17 protein-coding genes are annotated in these 17,669 nt (G+C 70.4%); 12 read left to right on the top strand and 5 right to left on the bottom strand.

The annotated features are described in order from the left end of the window. The first annotated feature begins 294 nt into the window (after positions 1-294). The 5 genes from ACFHWY_RS09500 (at position 295) to ACFHWY_RS09520 (ending at position 4,220) form a co-directional block, all read left to right on the top strand. Positions 295-1,707, top strand: a complete 1,413-nt coding sequence (locus ACFHWY_RS09500; RefSeq protein ID WP_416579759.1) for an O-antigen ligase family protein — start codon at positions 295-297, stop codon at positions 1,705-1,707. A 218-nt stretch (positions 1,708-1,925) separates the two neighbouring features. After that, positions 1,926-2,273 carry a PadR family transcriptional regulator gene (locus tag ACFHWY_RS09505; protein WP_416579760.1) on the top strand — a complete coding sequence of 116 codons (348 nt, stop codon included), beginning with the start codon at positions 1,926-1,928 and terminating at the stop codon, positions 2,271-2,273. Between the two features lie 2 nt (positions 2,274-2,275). Next, complete coding sequence (locus ACFHWY_RS09510) at positions 2,276-2,650, top strand: DUF1048 domain-containing protein (protein WP_416579761.1); 375 nt, start codon at positions 2,276-2,278, stop codon at positions 2,648-2,650. Next, a complete protein-coding gene (locus tag ACFHWY_RS09515; RefSeq protein WP_416579762.1) occupies positions 2,647-3,459 on the top strand; it encodes an ABC transporter ATP-binding protein in 813 nt (270 codons plus the stop codon). The genes ACFHWY_RS09510 and ACFHWY_RS09515 overlap by 4 nt, the downstream gene beginning before the upstream one ends. Further along, positions 3,456-4,220, top strand: coding sequence for an ABC transporter permease (locus ACFHWY_RS09520; RefSeq protein WP_416579763.1), 765 nt, complete (start codon positions 3,456-3,458; stop codon positions 4,218-4,220). Before ACFHWY_RS09515 ends, ACFHWY_RS09520 begins: the two co-directional genes overlap by 4 nt. A 245-nt stretch (positions 4,221-4,465) precedes the next feature. On the opposite strand, the gene ACFHWY_RS09525 is transcribed toward ACFHWY_RS09520, so the two are convergent. From ACFHWY_RS09525 to ACFHWY_RS09540, 4 genes are all read right to left on the bottom strand, one after another. Further along, on the bottom strand, positions 4,466-6,727 hold the full coding sequence (locus ACFHWY_RS09525) for a DUF4153 domain-containing protein (RefSeq protein WP_416579764.1): 2,262 nt from the start codon (positions 6,725-6,727) through the stop codon (positions 4,466-4,468). Positions 6,728-6,901: 174 nt separating this feature from the next. Continuing rightward, on the bottom strand, positions 6,902-7,591 hold the full coding sequence (locus ACFHWY_RS09530) for a dihydrofolate reductase family protein (protein WP_416579765.1): 690 nt from the start codon (positions 7,589-7,591) through the stop codon (positions 6,902-6,904). Positions 7,592-7,672: 81 nt separating this feature from the next. Next, the gene (locus tag ACFHWY_RS09535) at positions 7,673-8,926 is read right to left on the bottom strand and encodes an RNA polymerase sigma factor (protein ID WP_416579934.1); all 1,254 of its coding nucleotides are present in this window, start codon (positions 8,924-8,926) and stop codon (positions 7,673-7,675) included. Continuing rightward, the gene (locus ACFHWY_RS09540) at positions 8,923-9,294 is read right to left on the bottom strand and encodes a YciI family protein (protein ID WP_416579766.1); all 372 of its coding nucleotides are present in this window, start codon (positions 9,292-9,294) and stop codon (positions 8,923-8,925) included. Before ACFHWY_RS09540 ends, ACFHWY_RS09535 begins: the two co-directional genes overlap by 4 nt. A 194-nt stretch (positions 9,295-9,488) precedes the next feature. Between ACFHWY_RS09540 and ACFHWY_RS09545 the strand changes: the two genes are divergently transcribed. The 6 genes from ACFHWY_RS09545 (at position 9,489) to ACFHWY_RS09570 (ending at position 14,248) form a co-directional block, all read left to right on the top strand. After that, positions 9,489-9,758 (top strand): hypothetical protein, encoded by a 270-nt coding sequence (locus ACFHWY_RS09545; protein ID WP_416579767.1) that lies wholly within the window; start codon positions 9,489-9,491, stop codon positions 9,756-9,758. Continuing rightward, a complete protein-coding gene (locus tag ACFHWY_RS09550) occupies positions 9,758-10,795 on the top strand; it encodes a hypothetical protein (protein ID WP_416579768.1) in 1,038 nt (345 codons plus the stop codon). The genes ACFHWY_RS09545 and ACFHWY_RS09550 overlap by 1 nt, the downstream gene beginning before the upstream one ends. Positions 10,796-10,870: 75 nt before the next feature. Then, a complete protein-coding gene (locus ACFHWY_RS09555) occupies positions 10,871-11,251 on the top strand; it encodes a GntR family transcriptional regulator (RefSeq protein ID WP_416579769.1) in 381 nt (126 codons plus the stop codon). After that, a complete protein-coding gene (locus tag ACFHWY_RS09560) occupies positions 11,248-11,703 on the top strand; it encodes an ATP-binding cassette domain-containing protein (protein ID WP_416579770.1) in 456 nt (151 codons plus the stop codon). The genes ACFHWY_RS09555 and ACFHWY_RS09560 overlap by 4 nt, the downstream gene beginning before the upstream one ends. A gap of 148 nt (positions 11,704-11,851) precedes the next feature. Continuing rightward, a complete protein-coding gene (locus tag ACFHWY_RS09565) occupies positions 11,852-12,781 on the top strand; it encodes an LLM class F420-dependent oxidoreductase (RefSeq protein ID WP_416579771.1) in 930 nt (309 codons plus the stop codon). Between the two features lie 231 nt (positions 12,782-13,012). Further along, a complete protein-coding gene (locus tag ACFHWY_RS09570; protein ID WP_416579772.1) occupies positions 13,013-14,248 on the top strand; it encodes an FAD-binding protein in 1,236 nt (411 codons plus the stop codon). 7 nt (positions 14,249-14,255) lie between these two features. Here the strand turns inward: ACFHWY_RS09570 and ACFHWY_RS09575 are convergent, their stop codons facing one another. Continuing rightward, complete coding sequence (locus ACFHWY_RS09575) at positions 14,256-15,395, bottom strand: site-2 protease family protein (protein WP_416579773.1); 1,140 nt, start codon at positions 15,393-15,395, stop codon at positions 14,256-14,258. Between the two features lie 170 nt (positions 15,396-15,565). Between ACFHWY_RS09575 and ACFHWY_RS09580 the strand changes: the two genes are divergently transcribed. After that, positions 15,566-17,623 (top strand): prolyl oligopeptidase family serine peptidase, encoded by a 2,058-nt coding sequence (locus ACFHWY_RS09580; RefSeq protein WP_416579935.1) that lies wholly within the window; start codon positions 15,566-15,568, stop codon positions 17,621-17,623. Positions 17,624-17,669 lie beyond the last annotated feature (46 nt).

The following is a 17,669-nucleotide window of genomic DNA, read 5'->3' on the forward strand; positions in this document are numbered from 1 at the left end:
GTCCGACGTGGACGTGTCGCCCTCCAACAAACGGCTACTCAAAACTGAGACAGAACACTAGCGGCGCCCTGCGATAGCCGCACCACCCCGACCGCGAGGAGGTGGCTGTCGCCGAATCGACCGTCTCGTACTCCGCGTCGGGCCGCGCCGGTCGCCGCACCTGCCGGAGATAGATACTGCGATAATCTGTGCAAAGTTGCCTAAACGGACAAGTCAGTGGAAGTGCTTCCTGCGCCAGCCTGGCGGTCAGACAGAGCACCCGGGTCGGCAGTGACAACGAATGTGAGAACCCGCATGACGGACCGTTGGGGCATAGCAGCCCGCACCGCAGGGGCCCTCTGTGTGGTGGCCGCCGCAACTGGGGTAGGGGTGCAGCACCCGCCCATCGGCAGCACGCTGATCACGCTCATCGTGTTGCTGTACCTCACCCGTCGCCTCGACGGTTGGCGCCGACTGTTCGCGATCACCATTACGCTGCTTGTCGCCGCTACGTCGACCCAACCACAGCTTGCCGCCGGGAGTTTCTACCTCCGGTATGCGGCACTCGGTCTTCTCGTCGTGTTGACCTTCGCCGCGAGTCCGTCCCGGCCCCAGTCGCGCTCCGGCCTTCCCGCGCAGGTTCTCATCGGTGCCCTGTGGGCCGCTGCGGCACTCGCCACGCTGAGCAGCATGTGGTCCGTGTCGCCAACCCACACTCTCCAGCAGGCCGCCGCGATGCTCCTGTTCGTTGCGTTGATCCACGGTCTTGTCCTGCGCCGCTGGGTCGACCGTAGCCGCATCGCCGGTGACCTCGGGGTCGCCTACGTCGTCCTCACCGTGTCGATCATCGTGAGCCTCGCTGCCGCGTTCGGAGGTGTCGATTCGGCGTGGGCGTTCGACGGGCGACTCCAGGGCATCTACGCCAACCCGAACTTGACGGGCTTGTTGTGCGCGGTGACGCTGCCCCTGGGCTGGGCCGTGTACCGGCAGACACGGCGGCGGCCGGTGCTGCTCGGTTTCGTGCCGGTCGCGGTCGCCCTGGTCCTCACCGAGTCGCGCACTGCACTGCTCGCCACCGTGGTCGGGGCGGTATGGGCCATCGCCCGTCACGGCGCCGGGTCAGTCGCCCGACTGGCCGGTGCGTCGGCCGCTGTCGTCGGGGTCTCCTACCTGGCGGGGGCGACCGCATTGGTTGTTCAGGCGGAATGGGTGGGGTCGCTCACCCAGCGGTTCACCGACCCGGCCGGCGGCGACTACTCCAGCGGGCGCACCGGCGCCTGGCACGCGGCCGTCCAGTTGTGGGGCGACCAGCCGGTCGTGGGCTACGGGTACTCGGCTGGTCCGCGACTGTTCGAGCTGACCCGAGGTGCCGACCTGTTCGGTAGCGCGGTGAACTACGTCCACAACAGCTACCTCCAGTGGCTACTGGAGTTGGGGCTGGTCGGGGCCGTGCCGCTCGGCGCCGCGCTCACGGTCTGCATGTGGGTGGTACTGCGGGCGCCGCTGGCCGGGGTCGGCGGTGGACTGGTGTGGCTGGTCGCGGTCGGGCTGCTGGTTCAGGTGACGGAGTCGGCGATGTTCGGTCTCGGGCAGCCGTACCCGTACGTCTTCTGGCTGGCGGTAGCGGCTGCGGCTACCCGACCGCTTTCAGGCCGGCACCGTGCGGCCGGAGGCGCGGCAGGGCTGCACGGGGCTGAGGTGGGGCGCGTTCCGGCTGGCGCTTCATAGCGGCGCGATCCGCCTCAACGATGTGCGGTATGAGCCGGGCTCCCACGTGCAGGTCCTGGCGGTGAGGGGTCCGTGCGCCTGGACCGCCCGCGATCGTGATCTGGACCTCGCGTCGAGTGGCCCGGGCTTGAGATCCCTCGGTATTAAGCGTTGCTAGCTACTGGTACCTAGTGTTACGGTCTACCGGTAGTAAGTGACGTTAGGTAGCGGGCGGTGGCATGGGCAACCAGATGACAGAGATGCTGAAGGGCACCCTTGAGGGCATCGTCCTGGCGATTCTGAGCCGCAGATCCGCGTACGGCTACGAGATCACCGCGTGGCTGCGTGACCGCGGATTCTCCGACATCGCGGAAGGCACCATCTACGCGCTGCTCGTCCGCGTCGAGCAGCGCGGGTTCGTGGACGTGAAGAAGGTTCCCTCCGAAAAGGGGCCCCCGCGGAAGGTGTATTCGCTCAACGCGAAGGGGCGGGACCAACTCGCCGAGTTCTGGACGACGTGGAGCGTCCTCGCGGAACGCATCGAGTACCTCCATCACAACGACAACCGACACGACGGAGGAGCATGAGCATGGCCACGAAGTGGATCGAGACGCTCGTCGGGTCGATCGAGCAGAAGAAGCAGTACAGGCGGCACACGGCCCGAATCGAGGCCCTGCCGGAGCCCTATCGCGGCGCGGCCAAGGCTCTTCAGCGGTACTTCATGTACAGCGGCGGGGTTCTCGACGGCGACACCCTCATCACGATGCTCGGCGACTTCGTCGACCTCTGGGAGCGTGCCGTGGTCGACGGGACGCCGGTGCGCGCAGTGGTCGGCGACGACCCGGTCGAGTTCGCCGAGACGTTCCTGAAGGCGTACTCCGGCAGGCAGTGGATAGACAAGGAACGCGAGCGCCTCCAAAAGGCGATCGCCGCCGGCGACAACGGCGAGGAGAAGAGGGCATGACCACCAGGACGCGCGAACCCGCGATCAGGGTGCAGGCCATCACAAAGTCCTACAAGGACCTGCACGTGTTGCGGGGGGTCGACTTCGATGTGACAGCCGGCAGTATCTTCGCCCTGCTCGGCTCGAACGGCGCCGGAAAGACCACACTGGTACGGATCCTGTCGACGTTGCTGAAGGCGAACACCGGCACCGCTACTGTCCACGGCTTCGACGTCTCCTCGGCTCCAGGCGACGTACGCAGGTCGATCAGCCTGACCGGCCAGTTCGCCGCAGTAGACGAAGTGCTCACCGGCAGGGAGAACCTGGTCCTGGTCGCGAGGCTCCGCCACCTGGAGAACCCGGGTGCGATCGCCGACGACATGCTCGCCCGCTTCTCGCTCACCGATGCCGGGACCCGCCGGGCGGCGACGTACTCGGGCGGCATGCGACGGCGGCTGGACATCGCGATGAGCCTTGTCGGCGATCCGCCTGTCCTCTTCCTCGACGAGCCGACCACCGGCCTCGACCCGCAGGCCCGCATCGAGGTGTGGCAGACGGTGAAGCAGCTCGCCGAGGATGGCACGACCATCCTGCTGACCACCCAGCACCTCGACGAGGCCGAGCAACTCGCCGATCGGATCGCGATCCTGCATGAGGGCACGATCATCCAGAACGGCACCCTCGCCGAGCTGAAACAGCTCCTCCCGTCCGCCGAGGTCGAGTACGTCGAGAAGCAGCCGACCCTCGAGGACGTCTTCCTCGCCCTCGTGCGCGACACCAACGACACCACTGACGAGGCCGCCATGCCCGCAGGAGGGGAATCCCGATGACCGCCCACGTCCTCAGCGACACCGGAACCCTCACCGGCCGCTCGCTGCGTCACATCCTGCGCAGCCCGGACACCATCATCACCACAGCGATCACCCCGATCGCGCTGATGCTGCTGTTTGTGTACGTGCTGGGCGGTGCCATCAACACCGGATCCGACGAGTCGTACATCAACTACCTGCTACCGGGCATCCTGCTCATCACCATCGCCTCCGGCATCGCATACACGGCGTACCGCCTGTTCCTGGACATGCAGAGCGGAATCTTCGAGCGCTTCCAGTCGATGCCGATCCCACGGCCCTCCGTGCTCTGGGCGCATGTCCTGACCTCACTCGTCGCCAACCTGGCCTCGATCGTGATCGTCACAGGCGTCGCGCTGATCATGGGATTCCGCACCGGCGCATCCGTAGTCGACTGGCTCGCCGTCGTCGGCATCCTGACCCTGTTCACCCTCGCCCTCACCTGGATCGCCGTGATAGCCGGCCTGACCGCCAAGACCATCGACGGCGCCAGCGGCTTCAGCTACCCGCTGATCTTCCTGCCCTTCGTCAGCTCGGCATTCGTCCCGACCGACTCGATGCCCGGCCCGGTCGCCTGGTTCGCCGAGAACCAGCCCGCGACGTCCATCGTGAACACGCTCCGTGCGCTGTTCGCGCAACAACCCGCCGGCAACGACATCTGGATCGCCCTCGCCTGGTGCGCCGGGCTGCTGGTGGCCGCCTACGTCGCCGCGACAGCGATCTACCGCAAGAAGATCAGCTAGCACGGTGTCCAGGAACGTACACCGGGCCGCGCCGAGCCCGACGCCGCCGGATCGCCGCCTGGGCCCCGCCGCGACACCGCCGACGATCCCGGACACCGCACTAGCCCAACGCAACAGGACTGCGCCGCATCCACTTGGATGCGGCGCAGTCCCCTCGGGACAACTGTGCCGTGCCGGAGCGGGATTCGCAGCACGTCCCGGCTTTGCCTGCTGCCTCCGGTGGCGGAAAAGCCTACCGTCGACGCCTACCGAGGGCTCTTCGGCAGGTCGAACTGGTCGGCGCGGCGGCAGTCGCGCTGGTCGCCGATCGCGTCCGGTCCCAGTCGGTCGAGCACCGTCCGGGCGCGCTGCCGGCCCAGGTTCCAGGCATACCACGGGTCCGGCTCGGCCAGGTCGTCGGCGATCCAGCTGAGCGTGCACCGGCGTACCGGGTCCGGCAGTGCGCCCAGGGCGGAGGTGGCGTCCGCGGAGAGCGCCCGCAGGTACCAGGCGTCGATCCGGCCCGTCTGCTCATACCGGGCGACGTTGCGGCGGGCCGCGTAGCCCTCCGGGTTGAGCGCCGCCAGACCCAGCAGCATCACCGCCGCGAGCGCCGCGGTCAGCCCGGGAATCCAGCCGCCGCGCCAGCGTACGCCGGCCGTCAGGATCATCACGAAGACGGCGCCGAGGAGCAGCTCGAAGGCCATCACGAAGATCCGCTCGCCGGTGAAGCTGTAAACCTTCTGGTAGGTGTACATCCGGGACAGCGCCGAGATCACGATGACCACGCTCAGCGCGCTGAGCAGACCCAGCAGGATCCGCAGCACGACTCGCTCCCACCGCCGGTCGCGGCAGGCCCACCGCGTCACCCCGCTGAGCATCACCAGGGTCAGCACGGTCACCGCGACCAGTTGCCAGAAGCCGCTGCGGGCGTACTCGGCGTAGCTGAGGCCGGTGGTGTCCAGCACGTGCCGCTGCCCACCGAAGAGCACGGTGAACTGCACGGTGACGAAGCCGCCGAACAGGGCGGTCAGGGTGGCGATCGGCGGAGCCCACTCGACCAGGCTGAGGCTGCGTGTCGTCGGCCGGTCCACCGAGGACAGGTCGGGCGGGGCGGCGATCGTGTACACCGCGGCCACGGCGACCAGGGCACCCACGGCGGCCAGGAAGAGCCAGCGGAATACGCCGCTCACGCTGATCTCCGGAACGATGGCGCCGAGTGCCTGCGAGAACGCGGCGTCGGCGGAGGAGAGCAGCGCCCCGAACACCACCAGGACCGCCACGGTGGCGGCGACCGAGCCGACGACTCGGCGGGCGTTCCCCGGGTCGCGGTCAGGCGCCCGGACGTGGGCGCGGACCCAGGGCAGTCCGCGTGCCGCCGCGATCGGGGTGGCCACCAGGCTGAACAGGATCGACCGGACCTGCCGGCCACCGACGATCGCCAGCGCCGCGCAGCCCAACGCCCCCAGTACGCAGAACGTGACCAACCACCAGGCGTTGCGGAAGGCGAGCACGGCGAGCAGCGCCAGAGCCGCGGCGGCCCAGCCGGCTCGGACCCAGCGTTGTGCTCGGGGCATCTCGGCGGTGTGGCGCCGTACCGCGACGGTGACACCGGCGGTGAGGATCAGCCAGCCGAGGAACCAGCCGACGCCGGTGCGGCCCAGCGGCACCAGGGCGGCCACGCCCAGCGCTCCCAGCAGGACGGCCAGTGGTGTGGCCCGGTCCCGGGCCGGTCCGGGACCGGGCCACACCCGGTCGAAGAACGACGATCGCGGCGGCAACGGTCGGAAGGCGTACGGCGACTCGTGCCGCGGGGGACCGGTCGGGCCGGCGGCTGCCACCGGTGGGCCGAGCCGGTTCCCGGCCGCGGACCGAACCGGGCCCGTCCCAGCGGCCGGGCTTGTTCCACCCGCCGGACTTGTCCCACTCGCCGGCGCGCTGGCGGGCGGCGTCTCGGTCCTCGGGGGTACATCATGTGGTGCCGGTGTTGTCGCCGCTGTGCCGTTCGATGTGGTGGCGGCGGTCACCGTGACGTGGGGTGTGTCGGTGGTCGTGGCGGCGGGGGCCGGGTCGTGCGTACGGGCTGGTGTCGTTTCGGCCGTCCGCGGCGACGGCAACGTCGGCCGGGATGCCTCGGTCGGGCCGGGCACCGTGGTCGAATGCCCGGCGGCGTGCGTGGCCGCCGGCGCGGACGGGCTGGTGGTGCCGGCCGCGCCGGTGGTGCGATGCGGGCTGGTGGTGCCGGTCACGCTGGTGGTGCCGGGAGGGTTGGCCGGTTCCCCGGGCCCGAGCAGTGGGAGAAAGATCGCGTAGCCCAGGGTACCGGGCGGGACGGTCACCGGGATCGCCCAGGCGGGCTGGTCCACCGGACCGGGCCAGACGATGGATCGCAGCTCCTCGGCAGGCGGCATGACCAGCAACCGGGGGCTCGTCGCGGCCGGATCTGCCGGGATGGCGCCGGATGCGACAGTGACCTCGTCGGGTTCGCCGGTGCTCGGGGAATCCTCGACGGGTGGCGGCTCGGACACCGCGCCCTCCTAGATCGACAGGTTGCCGCCACTATAGGGGGCGGTCACCCTGTCGCGTTGCCCCCTCGCCGCCCCAACGCCGCCCCGGAGCCCCAGCCCCGCAGGGTTGCTACCTGGTAGTCGCGTTGGCAGGGCCCCCCTTACTACGCGAGACGTTGACAGGGGCCCTTCCCTTTATTTGGATGTGCCGGCGCCGCGGTCGTCGAGGACCAGCGGGGAGCGGCCGTGGACGGCGTACCGGATGTGGGTGATCTGCGGCGTGGGCACGACGCGGGTGGGGGTCAGCTCGATCGCCTCGAAGTCGTCGAGGCCCAGGTCGGCGTCGAACAGACGGAGCCCGGTGCCGAGCACGACCGGCACCACGTGCAGTTCCAGTTCGTCGAGCAGGCCGGCCCGCAGCACCTGCCGGACCAGGCTGCCTCCGCCGGCCACCGCGACGTCCTTGCCGCCGGCCACCGCACGGGCCTGTGCCACGGCGCTGGCCACCCCGTCGGTGACGTAGGTGAAGCTGGTGCCGCCCTGGCGTTGCAGCTTCGGCCGGGGCCGGTGGGTCACCACGAAGACGGGGGCACGGAACGGCGGGTCGTCGCCCCATGGCGCCTCGCCGCCGTCGGCCATCCGGCGACCCATGACGTACGCGCCGGCGGCGGCGAACGACTCGGCGATGATCTCGGAGTCGGCGTCGTGCCGGCCACCGGCGAAGCCCTGCCGTTCACGCCAGGCCATCGCCTCGGTGGCCCACCGGGTGACCCGGAAGAAGCCGTGGCTCTCCGCCGACTGCATCCAGTCGCCGTCCCCGTCGTGCCGTGGGCCGGCGTAGTGGCCGTCCAGCGACACCGACAGCTGCGCGGTCACCTTCGTCATATCCGTTCCTCCAGGGTTCCGGGGGGCAGCCGTCACGGGTGCCCGCTCGCTGGTGGATCGGAGCCGGACGCGCCACTTCTACTAGACCTGGTTGTGATTCAGGTCACCCGCTGCGGCGGCTTGGCTGAGCAGGTGTCGCCGTTCCGGGTCGTTGCCGGCGAGACTCGCCGCCATCCGCCAGGCCACCACGGCGGCCGCCCGGTCGCCGGCCGACTCCAGGAGGTGGGCGCGTACGGCGTGCAGCCGGTGGTGACCGGCGAGGAGGCCCGAGTCCACCTCGGCCAGCAGGGCCAGCCCGGCGGCCGGTCCGTGCACCATGCCGAGTGCCACCGCCCGGCTCAGTGTCGCCACGGGGTTGGGCGCGAGGCGGTCAAGCAACTGGTAGAGGGCGAGCACCTGCGGCCAGTCGGTGTCCTGCGCCCTCGGCGCCTCGGCGTGCACGGCCGCGATGGCGGCCTGCACCTGGTATGGCCCAGGCGGCGAGGCGGCCAGGCTCTGCGTGACCAGTGCCCGTCCCGACTCGATCGCCACCCGGTCCCACCGGCTGCGGTCCTGTTCCGCCAGCGGCACCAGCTCGCCGTCCGGCCCGACTCGTGTCGCGGCCCGGGACTCGGTCAGCAGCATCAGCGCGAGCAGGCCCGCGGTCTCACCGTCGTGGGGCAGCCGGTCCCGCAGCCGTCGGGTCAGCCGTAGCGCCTGCTGGGTCAACTCCGCGCGACGCAGGTCAGGACCGTTGCTGGCGCTGTAACCCTCGTTGAACATCAGGTACAGCACCTGGCGGACCACTGCCAGGCGCCGGCCCTGTTCCTCCTGCGGCGGCAGCTCGAACCTGGCCTCGGCATCCCGCAGCCGTTGCTTGGCCCGGGAGATCCGCTGCCCCATGGTCTTCTCCGACACCAGGAACGCTGCCGCGACCTCCGCGGTGGTCAGCCCGCCCACCGCGCGCAGGGTCAGCGCCAGCTGCGCGGGTGGGGGGAGTGCCGGATGGCAGCAGAGCAGGAACAGCTCCAGCAGGTCGTCTCGGTGCGGCTCGGCGTCCGGCGGCGGGGCGACCAGCGCGTCGCGCGGCGTGGCGTCGAGCATCGCGCGTTCCCGGTGGGTCCGTGCGGTTTCGGTGCGCACCTGGTCGACGTAGCGGCGGGCAGCCACGGTGTGCAGCCACGCCGAGGGATGTTCCGGTACGCCGTCGCGCGGCCATCTCTCGACGGCGGCGACCAGTGCCTCCTGCACCGCGTCCTCGGCCCGGGTGAAGTCGCCGTGGCGGCGTACCAGCGTGCCGAGCAGTTGTGGCGCGAGCCGGCGCAGCAGGCCGACGGTGGCCTCGTCGAGGCTCAGTGTGATGCCCCGTCCTGGTTCATCAGCGGCCAGACCTCGAGGCCGCCACCGATGCCGGAGCCGATCCGCAGCCCCGGGTACGACCGGGCGATGTCCAACGCCCGCTGTTCGCTGCCGACGTCGACCACGAAGTACGAGCCGACGTACTCCTTGGCCTCCAGGTACGGCCCGTCGGTGACGACCGGGGCGTCGTCGACCATCCGTACCGTGCGGGCCCTGATCTCCAGCCCCTGCGAGTCCACCAGCTCGCCGGAGACGCGCAGCGCCTCGTTGAAGGCGTCCACCTCGCCGATCAGCGCGGCCAGCTCACGTTCGGGGAGGCTGCCCCAGACCTCTTCGTTGCCGTAAATGAGGATCAGGTACTTCACGTTTCATCTCCATAATGGTCAAGATTTTATGGTCAAGATGTACAGAAGTAGACAGGACGACCGGCCCCACCCCGACGCACTGTTGTAGCAGATAGCGAGGGCTGGGCGGGCCGAAGCTGACTCTCCGGCCGTCGACCCGCCGCGCGCCGACGGCACAACCGCCGGTGGCGGCGACGAGCCAGGAAGGAGCAGCAATGGCCGCTCCCACCGTCACCGCCTCACTCAACGCGACCAGCTTCGCCCCCGGTGCCACGATGCTGCTCACCATCACCTACGGCGACCCCGACAACAAGGCCCTGACCGTCACCGTCGTGGTCACCGACGCCCAGGGCAACAGCAGCGCCCCGGTCAAGGTCAGCGCGGTCATCGATCCGCTCACCCTCACCGTCACCGACACCTCGGGTCGCGCCTGGACCCGGTTGTCGGACAACGGCTCGGTGGCCGTCTACCGGGCGGTGGCGTGATGTCCCGGGTCACCGTGACGGTGAGTGACTCCGCGGGGCAGACCGCCACCGCCGCCGCCAACTACACCATCGCGCCGCCGGCGCTCGGCGGTTACTACCTATCCGGCGGAGCGGATCCGACCGCCGACATGGCCGGGGGCAACTTCCGGTCGCTGACCCAGTACCGCAGCTTCGCCGACGCCTACGTCTTCCCCGGTTACAACCGACCGTGGCTGGTCACCCTCGGTAGCTCCGGGGTGCTGCTCAACATGGTGCTCGAACTGAAGCACTACGGTGCGCCCGACACCGGGCCGCAGACCTTCGTCGTGGACGGTGTGACGTACACGGTGCCGGCGCCGACCATGACCATCCAGCAGCGTCCGGGCGCGGTCTGGCCGAAGGCGTACGGGTACGGCCAGGTGCTCGCCGGGCAGTGCGACGGTTTGTTCGCCCGGGCGCTGTCGCAGTACCGGACGATGGGGTTCGGGGTGAACATCCAGCTCGCCTCCGAGTTGGACACCGACCACGAGTTCGGCACCACCGAGGGTGGAAAGGCGTACACCTGGGCGGAGTCGGACTCGCGGGCCGTGCAGGCGATGACGTACATCGTCGACTGGTTCAGGGCCAGGGCGCTGCCCCAGGGCACCACCTTCTCGGTGGGTCTGGGCGGCTTCGACCGGCCCTGCTTCCAGCGCACCCACCCGGAGGCGCTGATGGCGCGGCTGGACTACCTCCAGTGGAACGTCTACGCCACCAGCCCCGGGCACACCGCCCTGGATCGGTTCCGGCGGACCAAGGACTGGGCGGTGGCCGATCTCGGTCCGGTGGCGCTGTCGCGTCCGGTGCTCATCGCCGAGTGGGGCGTGCGGGTGGCCGAGATTCCCGACCAGGCGGGCTGGATCGCCACGGTGCCCCCGGCGATCGCCCGGCTCAACGCCGAACGGGGTCCGTTCATCGCCCGGACGAACTACTTCAACTCCGGCTGGGGCACCCTCAGCCCGAAGGCGACCGGGCTGGCCGCACTGCGGGCCGCGTACGCCCGGTCCCCGTACGTCTGATCCCGCCATGCCCGTCCGGTCCGGGATCGCCCCGGACCGGGCGGTCGCGGCCGGGTGGGCCGATCGGTCGGATCCTTGCCCCGGCACCGACCTTGGCAGCAGGGCCACTGGCCGATCTTTCTCCAGATCGCGGAGCTGCTGGAGAACTCGATCCTCGACGGCACGCTCGCCGAGGAGGACCAGGTCCCGTCGACGAACGAGCTGGCGGCCTTCCACCGGATCAACCCCGCGGCCGCCGCCAAAGGGGTCAGCAAGCTGGTCGACGACGGAATCCTCTACAAGAAACGAGGAATCGGCATGTTCGTCTCTCCCGGCGCCCGCGTGAAGCGGCGCGGCCGGCGCCGCGACGAGTTCGCCCGGCAGTACGTCCGACCGCTGCTGGCCGAGGCGCGCAAGCCCGGCATGGACCCGGCGGAACTCAAGAACATGATCGACACCTGCGAGGAGGGCCGATGAGCCCGGTCGTCACCGTCACCGACCTCACCAAACGGTACCGAGGCGTCACCGCACTGGACGAGATCAGCTTCTCGCTCACCGAGAATCAGATCCACGGCCTGCTGGGGCGCAACGGGGCCGGCAGGACCACCCTGATGCAGATCCTCACCGCGCAGAACTTCGCCACCAGCGGGGCCGTCGCCGTCTTCGGGCAGCACCCGTATGAGAACGAGCGGGTGCTCTCCCGGCTATCCTTCATCAAGGAGAGCCAGACCTACCCATCGAACCTGCGCGTGGGGCACGTCCTGCGGGCGGGCCGGCCTGGTCCATCCGGGCTGGGACGAGGAGTTCGCCCAGCGAGCTGGTCGAGGTGTTCCAGCTGCCGCCGGGACGCAACGTGCGCAAGCTCTCCCGGGGGATGCTCCTCGCTCGGCATCATCGTCGGCCTCGCCTCGCGGGCTGATGATCGTTGAGAACCTCTGCGCAACAACCAGCGGTATGGCGAGAAGGTTCTTGAGACGATCTGCAAGGTCTGCAAAATGTTGCGTACGCGCGTCCTTGGTGGTGCAGCTTCTCCGACTGCCAGGGTCACACCCTCGGTCAGCTTTCTATGCTCGACCCATGGAATTGCGGATCTTCACCGAACCCCAGCAGGGCGCCAGCTACGACGACCTGCTCGCCGTGGCCCGCCGCGCCGAGGAGACCGGCTTCGGCGCCTTCTTCCGCTCCGACCACTACCTCAAGATAGGATCGGTCAGCGGCGCACCCGGCCCCACCGACGCCTGGACGACGCTGGCCGGGCTGGCCCGCGACACCCGCACCATCCGGCTCGGCACGCTGATGAGCGCCGCGACGTTCCGACTGCCCGGCCCGCTGGCCATCACCGTCGCCCAGGTCGACCAGATGAGCGGCGGCCGGGTCGAGCTGGGCATCGGCACCGGCTGGTACGACGCCGAACACCGCGCCTACGGGATCCCGTTCCCGGCACTCAGGGAGCGATTCGACCGGCTGGACGAGCAGCTGGCGGTGATCACCGGTCTGTGGCGTACCCCGTCGGGCGGGACGTTCGACTTCACCGGCCACCACTACCAGGTCAGCGACTCACCCGCGCTGCCAAAGCCGGTCCAGCAGCCACATCCACCCATCCTGATCGGCGGCATGGGCGCGAAGCGTACGCCGCAGCTCGCCGCCAGGTACGCCGACGAGTTCAACCTGCCGTTCGTCTCGCTGGACGACACCGTCGCCCAGTTCGAGCGGGTCCGGGCCGCCTGCGCGGGGATCGGTCGGGATCCGGCCGAGCTGACCTGGTCCAACGCGCTGGTGCTGTGCTGCGGACGGGACGACGCCGAGGTGGCCCGCCGGGCCGCCGCGATCGGCCGGGAAACCGACGAGCTGCGCGACAACGGGCTCGCCGGCACCCCCGCCGAGCTGGTCGACAAGATCGGCCGGTACGCGGCGGTCGGTAGCCAGCGCCTCTACCTCCAGGTACTGGACCTGGCCGACCTGGACCACCTGGACCTGGTGGCCACCGAGGTGATCCGGCAGCTCTGACCGGTCGGCGTGTTGCGACTCCGATTGCGGCGGCTCCGGAACCGGTTCGGGGTGGGGATCGGCTGCGGAACCGGCTGGCCCGCCCACGGCCCGGCGTCGGTGCCGGCCGGGTCGATCTCCTCCTCGGAGGGGTACACGTCGCCGCGCGGGGCGGGATCACGGTAGCTGCTCATCGGCGTAGGGTTCCCCGACGGAGCTGGCGCTAACCGCCGGCGCGGAGAGGAGGGCGGAGTGTCGACGCACCGTAACTGGGCCGGCAACGTCGAGTACGCGGCCCGGGCGTATTACCGGCCGTCGTCTGTCGACGAGCTGCGCGAGCTGGTCGCCGGCAGCGACCGGATTCGGGCGGTCGGCAGCGGGCACTCCTTCAACCGGCTCGGCGACACCACCGGCGACCTGGTCACCCTGACGGGGCTGCCGGCCACCGTGCAGCTCGACGAGCACCGCCGGGTGGTCCACGTGCCGGCCGCGCTGCGCTACGGCGACCTGGCCACCTGGCTGCACGAGCGCGGGTACGCGCTGGCCAACCTCGCCTCGCTGCCGCACATCTCGGTGGCCGGCGCGGTCGCCACCGGCACCCACGGCTCCGGCGAGACCATCGGGAACCTGGCCACCGCGGTCGCCGGCCTGGAGCTGGTCACCGCCGACGGTGGGCTGCGCACCGTGGGACGTGGCGACGCGGACTTCCCCGGCATGGTGGTTTCCCTCGGCGTGTTGGGCATTGTCACCCGCCTGACGCTGGACGTGGTGCCCACCTTCGACGTCCGCCAGTACGTCCGCCTGGACCTGCCCCGCGCGGCCCTGGACGCGGCGCTCGCCTCGGCGTACAGCGTCAGCGTCTTCACCGACTGGCGCTCCACCCTCGGCACCCAGGTTTGGCGCAAGCAGCTCGCGAACCAGCCCGCGCCCCCGGCGGACTGGCTCGGCACCACGGCGGCCGACCGGCCCTGGCATCCGGTACCAGGCATGCCGGTGGTCAACTGCACCGAGCAACTCGGCATGGCCGGCCCCTGGCACGAGCGACTGCCGCACTTCCGGCTCGGCTTCACCCCCAGCAACGGCGACGAGTTGCAGTCCGAGTACCACCTGTCGCGGGCGGTGGCCGCCGACGCGCTGGCCGCACTGGACGAGGTGGCGCACCTGATCGCCCCGGTCGCGCTCACCAGTGAGCTGCGCACGATCGCCGCCGACGAACTCTGGCTCAGCCCCCAACACGGCCGGGACAGCCTCGCCATCCACCTCACCTGGATCGCCGACCCCACGAAGGTGCTGCCGGTGGTCGTTGAGGTCGAGCGGGCACTCGCCCCCTTCGCTCCGCGCCCTCACTGGGGCAAGGTCTTCACGATCACCCGGGCCGAGATCGCCCCCACCTACCCCCGCTGGCCCGACTTCGCCGCGCTGGTGGCCCGCCTGGACCCGACGGCGAAGTTCCACACCGAGGAGCTGGAACGCCTCTTCCCCCGCTGAGCCGCCCTCAGCGGTTCGCGGCGAGCTGATCGCGCATGCTGCCGCGCTGGACGGCGCGGCTGATGTCGCTCGGCGAGACGATGCCGACCAGGCGACCGTCGACCACGACCAGCGCCCGGCCGTCGGCACATTCGTTGAGCCGGGGCAGAAGATCGGTCAACGGCTCGTCGGGAGAGGCGATCACCAGGTCGTCTGCCCGACACGCGACCGATTCCAGGGTGGTGCTGGCCCGGGCGTCCGACGGCACGCCGCGTACCCGGTCGAGGGTGACCAAGCCGACGGGCCGGCCGTCGGCGGTCAGCGGCAGCGCCGTGTGCCGGTACGCGAACAGGTAGTTGTTCACGAAGTCGGCCACCGTCAGCTCGCCCGATGCGGTCTGCGGCTGGGGGGTCATCACATCGGCGACCCGCATCCCACGCAGCGCACTGCCCAGCCGGGCCTGCCGCTCCTCCATGGTGGCGGCGCCGATCAGGAACCAGCCGATCAGCGCCAGCCACAGCCCGCCGACGCCCGCGCCGGTGAGGAACCGCCACAGCCCGAACCCGATCAGCGCCACGCCGAGAATCCAGCCGGCCCGGGCCGCCACCACCGAGGCGCGGGTACGGTCGCCGGTGGCTTTCCACACTGCCGCGTGCAGCAGCCGTCCACCGTCCAGCGGCGCCGCCGGCAGGATGTTGAATACGGCGAGCAGCAGGTTGATGCCGCCGAGCCAGGCCATCACGCCCAGTAGTAGCCCCTGCACCCCGGCGAGGGCGAGCAGCATCGCGATCCCACCGAAGAAGGCCCCGATGATCAGGCTGACCAGCGGCCCGACACCGGAGACCCGCAACTCGGCACCCGGGGACCGGGGCTCGCCACGCAACTCGGCCACCCCGCCGAAGAGCCACAGGGTAATTCCCTGCACCCCCAGGCCGTTGCGCTTGGCCACCACCGCGTGGGACACCTCGTGGGCCAGCAGACCCAGGAAGAAGACCACCGCCGCGCTCAGCCCCGCCAGTGCGTACGCGAGCACCGAACGGTCCGGGTACGACTGGGGAAACAGGTTTGCCGACAGCCCCCACCAGATCAGCGCGAAGATGACCAGAACACTCCAGTTGACCCCGACAGGTACGCCCACGATCCGACCGAGCCGGAAACTCGCCTTCATGCTCCGGTCATACCCCCGCAGCCTGCGCCCATACCAGAGGCGAACGTCACCGGTGCGTCCAAACGACCGTTGCGGGATCCTGCCGTCAATGGGGGCCCGAAGTCGCCATGTCGACAACTGCAGGGGCAGGGATCGGCCCGACTGTCGGCGATAGTTCGGACGTGGCAGACATGAACTGGGCCGGCGATGACCCGTACCTCTGGCTGGAAGACCTCGACGGCCCGCGGGCCGTCGGGTGGGTGCGCGAGCGCAACACCGAGACGGTCGCGGCGCTGGCCGGCGGCCCGGCGTTCGCTGCCCGTAAGGCCGAGATCCGGCAGGTGCTCGACGCGGACGACCGCATCCCGTACCCGGTCTGGCGCGGCGACGGCTTCTACTACGACTTCTGGCGCGACGCCGCCCGCCCGCGCGGGCTGTGGCGGCGTACCACGCTCGACCAGTACCGGCGGGCCGAGCCGGAGTGGGACGTGCTGCTCGACCTCGACGCGCTGGCCGAGCGGGAGGGCGAGAACTGGGTGTGGGGCGGTGCGAGCACGCTGCCGCCGGAGCACCGGCGTTGCCTGGTCAGCCTTTCCCGGGGTGGTGCGGACGCGGTGGTGGTGCGCGAGTACGACCTGGGCGGGCGGGCCTTCGTCGACGGCGGTTTCAGCGTCGCCGAGGCCAAGACCGACGTGAGCTGGATCGACGAGGATCACATCTTCGTGGGCACCGACCTCGGGCCGGGCTCGTTGACCGACTCCGGCTATCCCCGCACGGTGGCCCGGTGGCGGCGCGGCACACCGCTGGCCGAGGCCGAACTGGTCTACGAGGCGTCCACCGGGGACGTCGGCGCGCACGGCTGGCACGATGCTACGCCCGGATTCGAGCGTGATTTCGTCGGCCGCAGCCGCGACTTCTACCGGGCGGAGAGCTTCCTGCTGACCGGGACGGGGGAGCGGTTCCGAATCCCGGTGCCCGAGGACGCCGGGTGGGACGTACACCGGGAGTGGTTGCTGGTCCGGCCGCGTACGCCGTGGACGTTGGGTGAGTCGACCCACCCGGCGGGTGCCCTGCTGGCGATCCGCTTCGACGCGTTCCTCGCCGGCAGTCGGGAGCTGACAGCGCTGTTCCGGCCCGACGAGCACACCTCGCTGGGCGGCTTCACCTGGACCCGAGATCACCTGATCCTGACCACGCTCACCGATGTGCGCAGCCGGTTGGAGATCTGCACTCCTGGCGAGGCCGGCTGGCGACGTGAACCCCTGCCGGGGGTGCCGGCGGACGAGGACGGTTGCCTCGTCGAGACCGACCCCGAGTCGGGCAACGCCTACCTGGTCGCCTCGGAGGGCTTCCTCCAACCGGCCACGCTGCGGCTCGGGCAGGTCGGTGGCGGCGTCGAGACGCTCAAGCGGGCACCGGCCTTCTTTGACACCGACGGCCTGGCGGTACGCCAGTTCTTCGCCACCTCCGCCGACGGCACCCGGGTGCCGTACTTCGTGGTAGGAGATCCGGCCGCCCCGGCCGGGCCGACATTGCTCCACGGGTACGGCGGCTTCGAGGTGTCGATGACTCCCGGCTACGGCGGGATCACCGGCCGGGGCTGGCTGGCGCGCGGCGGCAGCTACGCGGTGGCCAACATCCGGGGCGGCGGGGAGTACGGCCCCCGGTGGCACCGGGCGGCGCTGCGGGAGAACCGGCCGAGGGCGTACGAGGACTTCGCGGCGGTCGCCACCGACCTGGTGGCCCGGGGCGTCACCACGGTGCACCAGTTGGGTATCGAGGGCGGCAGCAACGGCGGCCTGCTGATGGGGGTGATGCTGACCCGCTACCCGACCCTCTTCGGTGCCGTCGTCGCGCACGTTCCGCTGCTCGACATGCGCCGCTACCACCGGCTGCTGGCGGGCGCCTCCTGGATGGCCGAGTACGGTGACCCGGACGTGGCGGCAGACGGGGTCTTCCTGCGGGAGTACTCGCCGTACCACAACGTACGCGCCGACGTGCGGTACCCGCCGGTCCTGTTCGTCACCTCCACCCGCGACGACCGGGTGCATCCCGGGCACGCCCGGAAGATGACCGCCCGGTTGCGCGAGCACGGCCACGACGTGGCCTACTACGAGAATGTCGAGGGTGGGCACGGCGCGGCTGCCAACAACGAGCAGCGGGCGTTCATCAAGGCGTTGGCGCTGGAGTTCCTCTGGCGGCGGCTGACACCGTCACCTGCCGTCAGGGCACCTCGGACGCGATCGTGACGTCTCTCGCCCAGCCCACCGCAGGGGATGTGTGCCGGTCTCCAGA

It is taken from the genome of Micromonospora sp. LOL_024, from assembly GCF_048060415.1.
Lineage (GTDB): Bacteria > Actinomycetota > Actinomycetes > Mycobacteriales > Micromonosporaceae > Micromonospora.

Excerpts from the sequence above, each read along its gene's own strand:
- ACFHWY_RS09500 (WP_416579759.1), top strand. The coding sequence starts at position 295 with ATGACGGACCGTTGGGGCATAGCAGCCCGCACCGCAGGGGCCCTCTGT.
- ACFHWY_RS09505 (WP_416579760.1), top strand. The coding sequence starts at position 1,926 with ATGGGCAACCAGATGACAGAGATGCTGAAGGGCACCCTTGAGGGCATC.
- ACFHWY_RS09510 (WP_416579761.1), top strand. The coding sequence starts at position 2,276 with ATGGCCACGAAGTGGATCGAGACGCTCGTCGGGTCGATCGAGCAGAAG.
- ACFHWY_RS09515 (WP_416579762.1), top strand. The coding sequence starts at position 2,647 with ATGACCACCAGGACGCGCGAACCCGCGATCAGGGTGCAGGCCATCACA.
- ACFHWY_RS09520 (WP_416579763.1), top strand. The coding sequence starts at position 3,456 with ATGACCGCCCACGTCCTCAGCGACACCGGAACCCTCACCGGCCGCTCG.
- ACFHWY_RS09530 (WP_416579765.1), bottom strand. The coding sequence starts at position 7,591 with ATGACGAAGGTGACCGCGCAGCTGTCGGTGTCGCTGGACGGCCACTAC.
- ACFHWY_RS09545 (WP_416579767.1), top strand. The coding sequence starts at position 9,489 with ATGGCCGCTCCCACCGTCACCGCCTCACTCAACGCGACCAGCTTCGCC.
- ACFHWY_RS09550 (WP_416579768.1), top strand. The coding sequence starts at position 9,758 with ATGTCCCGGGTCACCGTGACGGTGAGTGACTCCGCGGGGCAGACCGCC.
- ACFHWY_RS09560 (WP_416579770.1), top strand. The coding sequence starts at position 11,248 with ATGAGCCCGGTCGTCACCGTCACCGACCTCACCAAACGGTACCGAGGC.
- ACFHWY_RS09565 (WP_416579771.1), top strand. The coding sequence starts at position 11,852 with ATGGAATTGCGGATCTTCACCGAACCCCAGCAGGGCGCCAGCTACGAC.
- ACFHWY_RS09575 (WP_416579773.1), bottom strand. The coding sequence starts at position 15,395 with ATGAAGGCGAGTTTCCGGCTCGGTCGGATCGTGGGCGTACCTGTCGGG.
- ACFHWY_RS09580 (WP_416579935.1), top strand. The coding sequence starts at position 15,566 with ATGAACTGGGCCGGCGATGACCCGTACCTCTGGCTGGAAGACCTCGAC.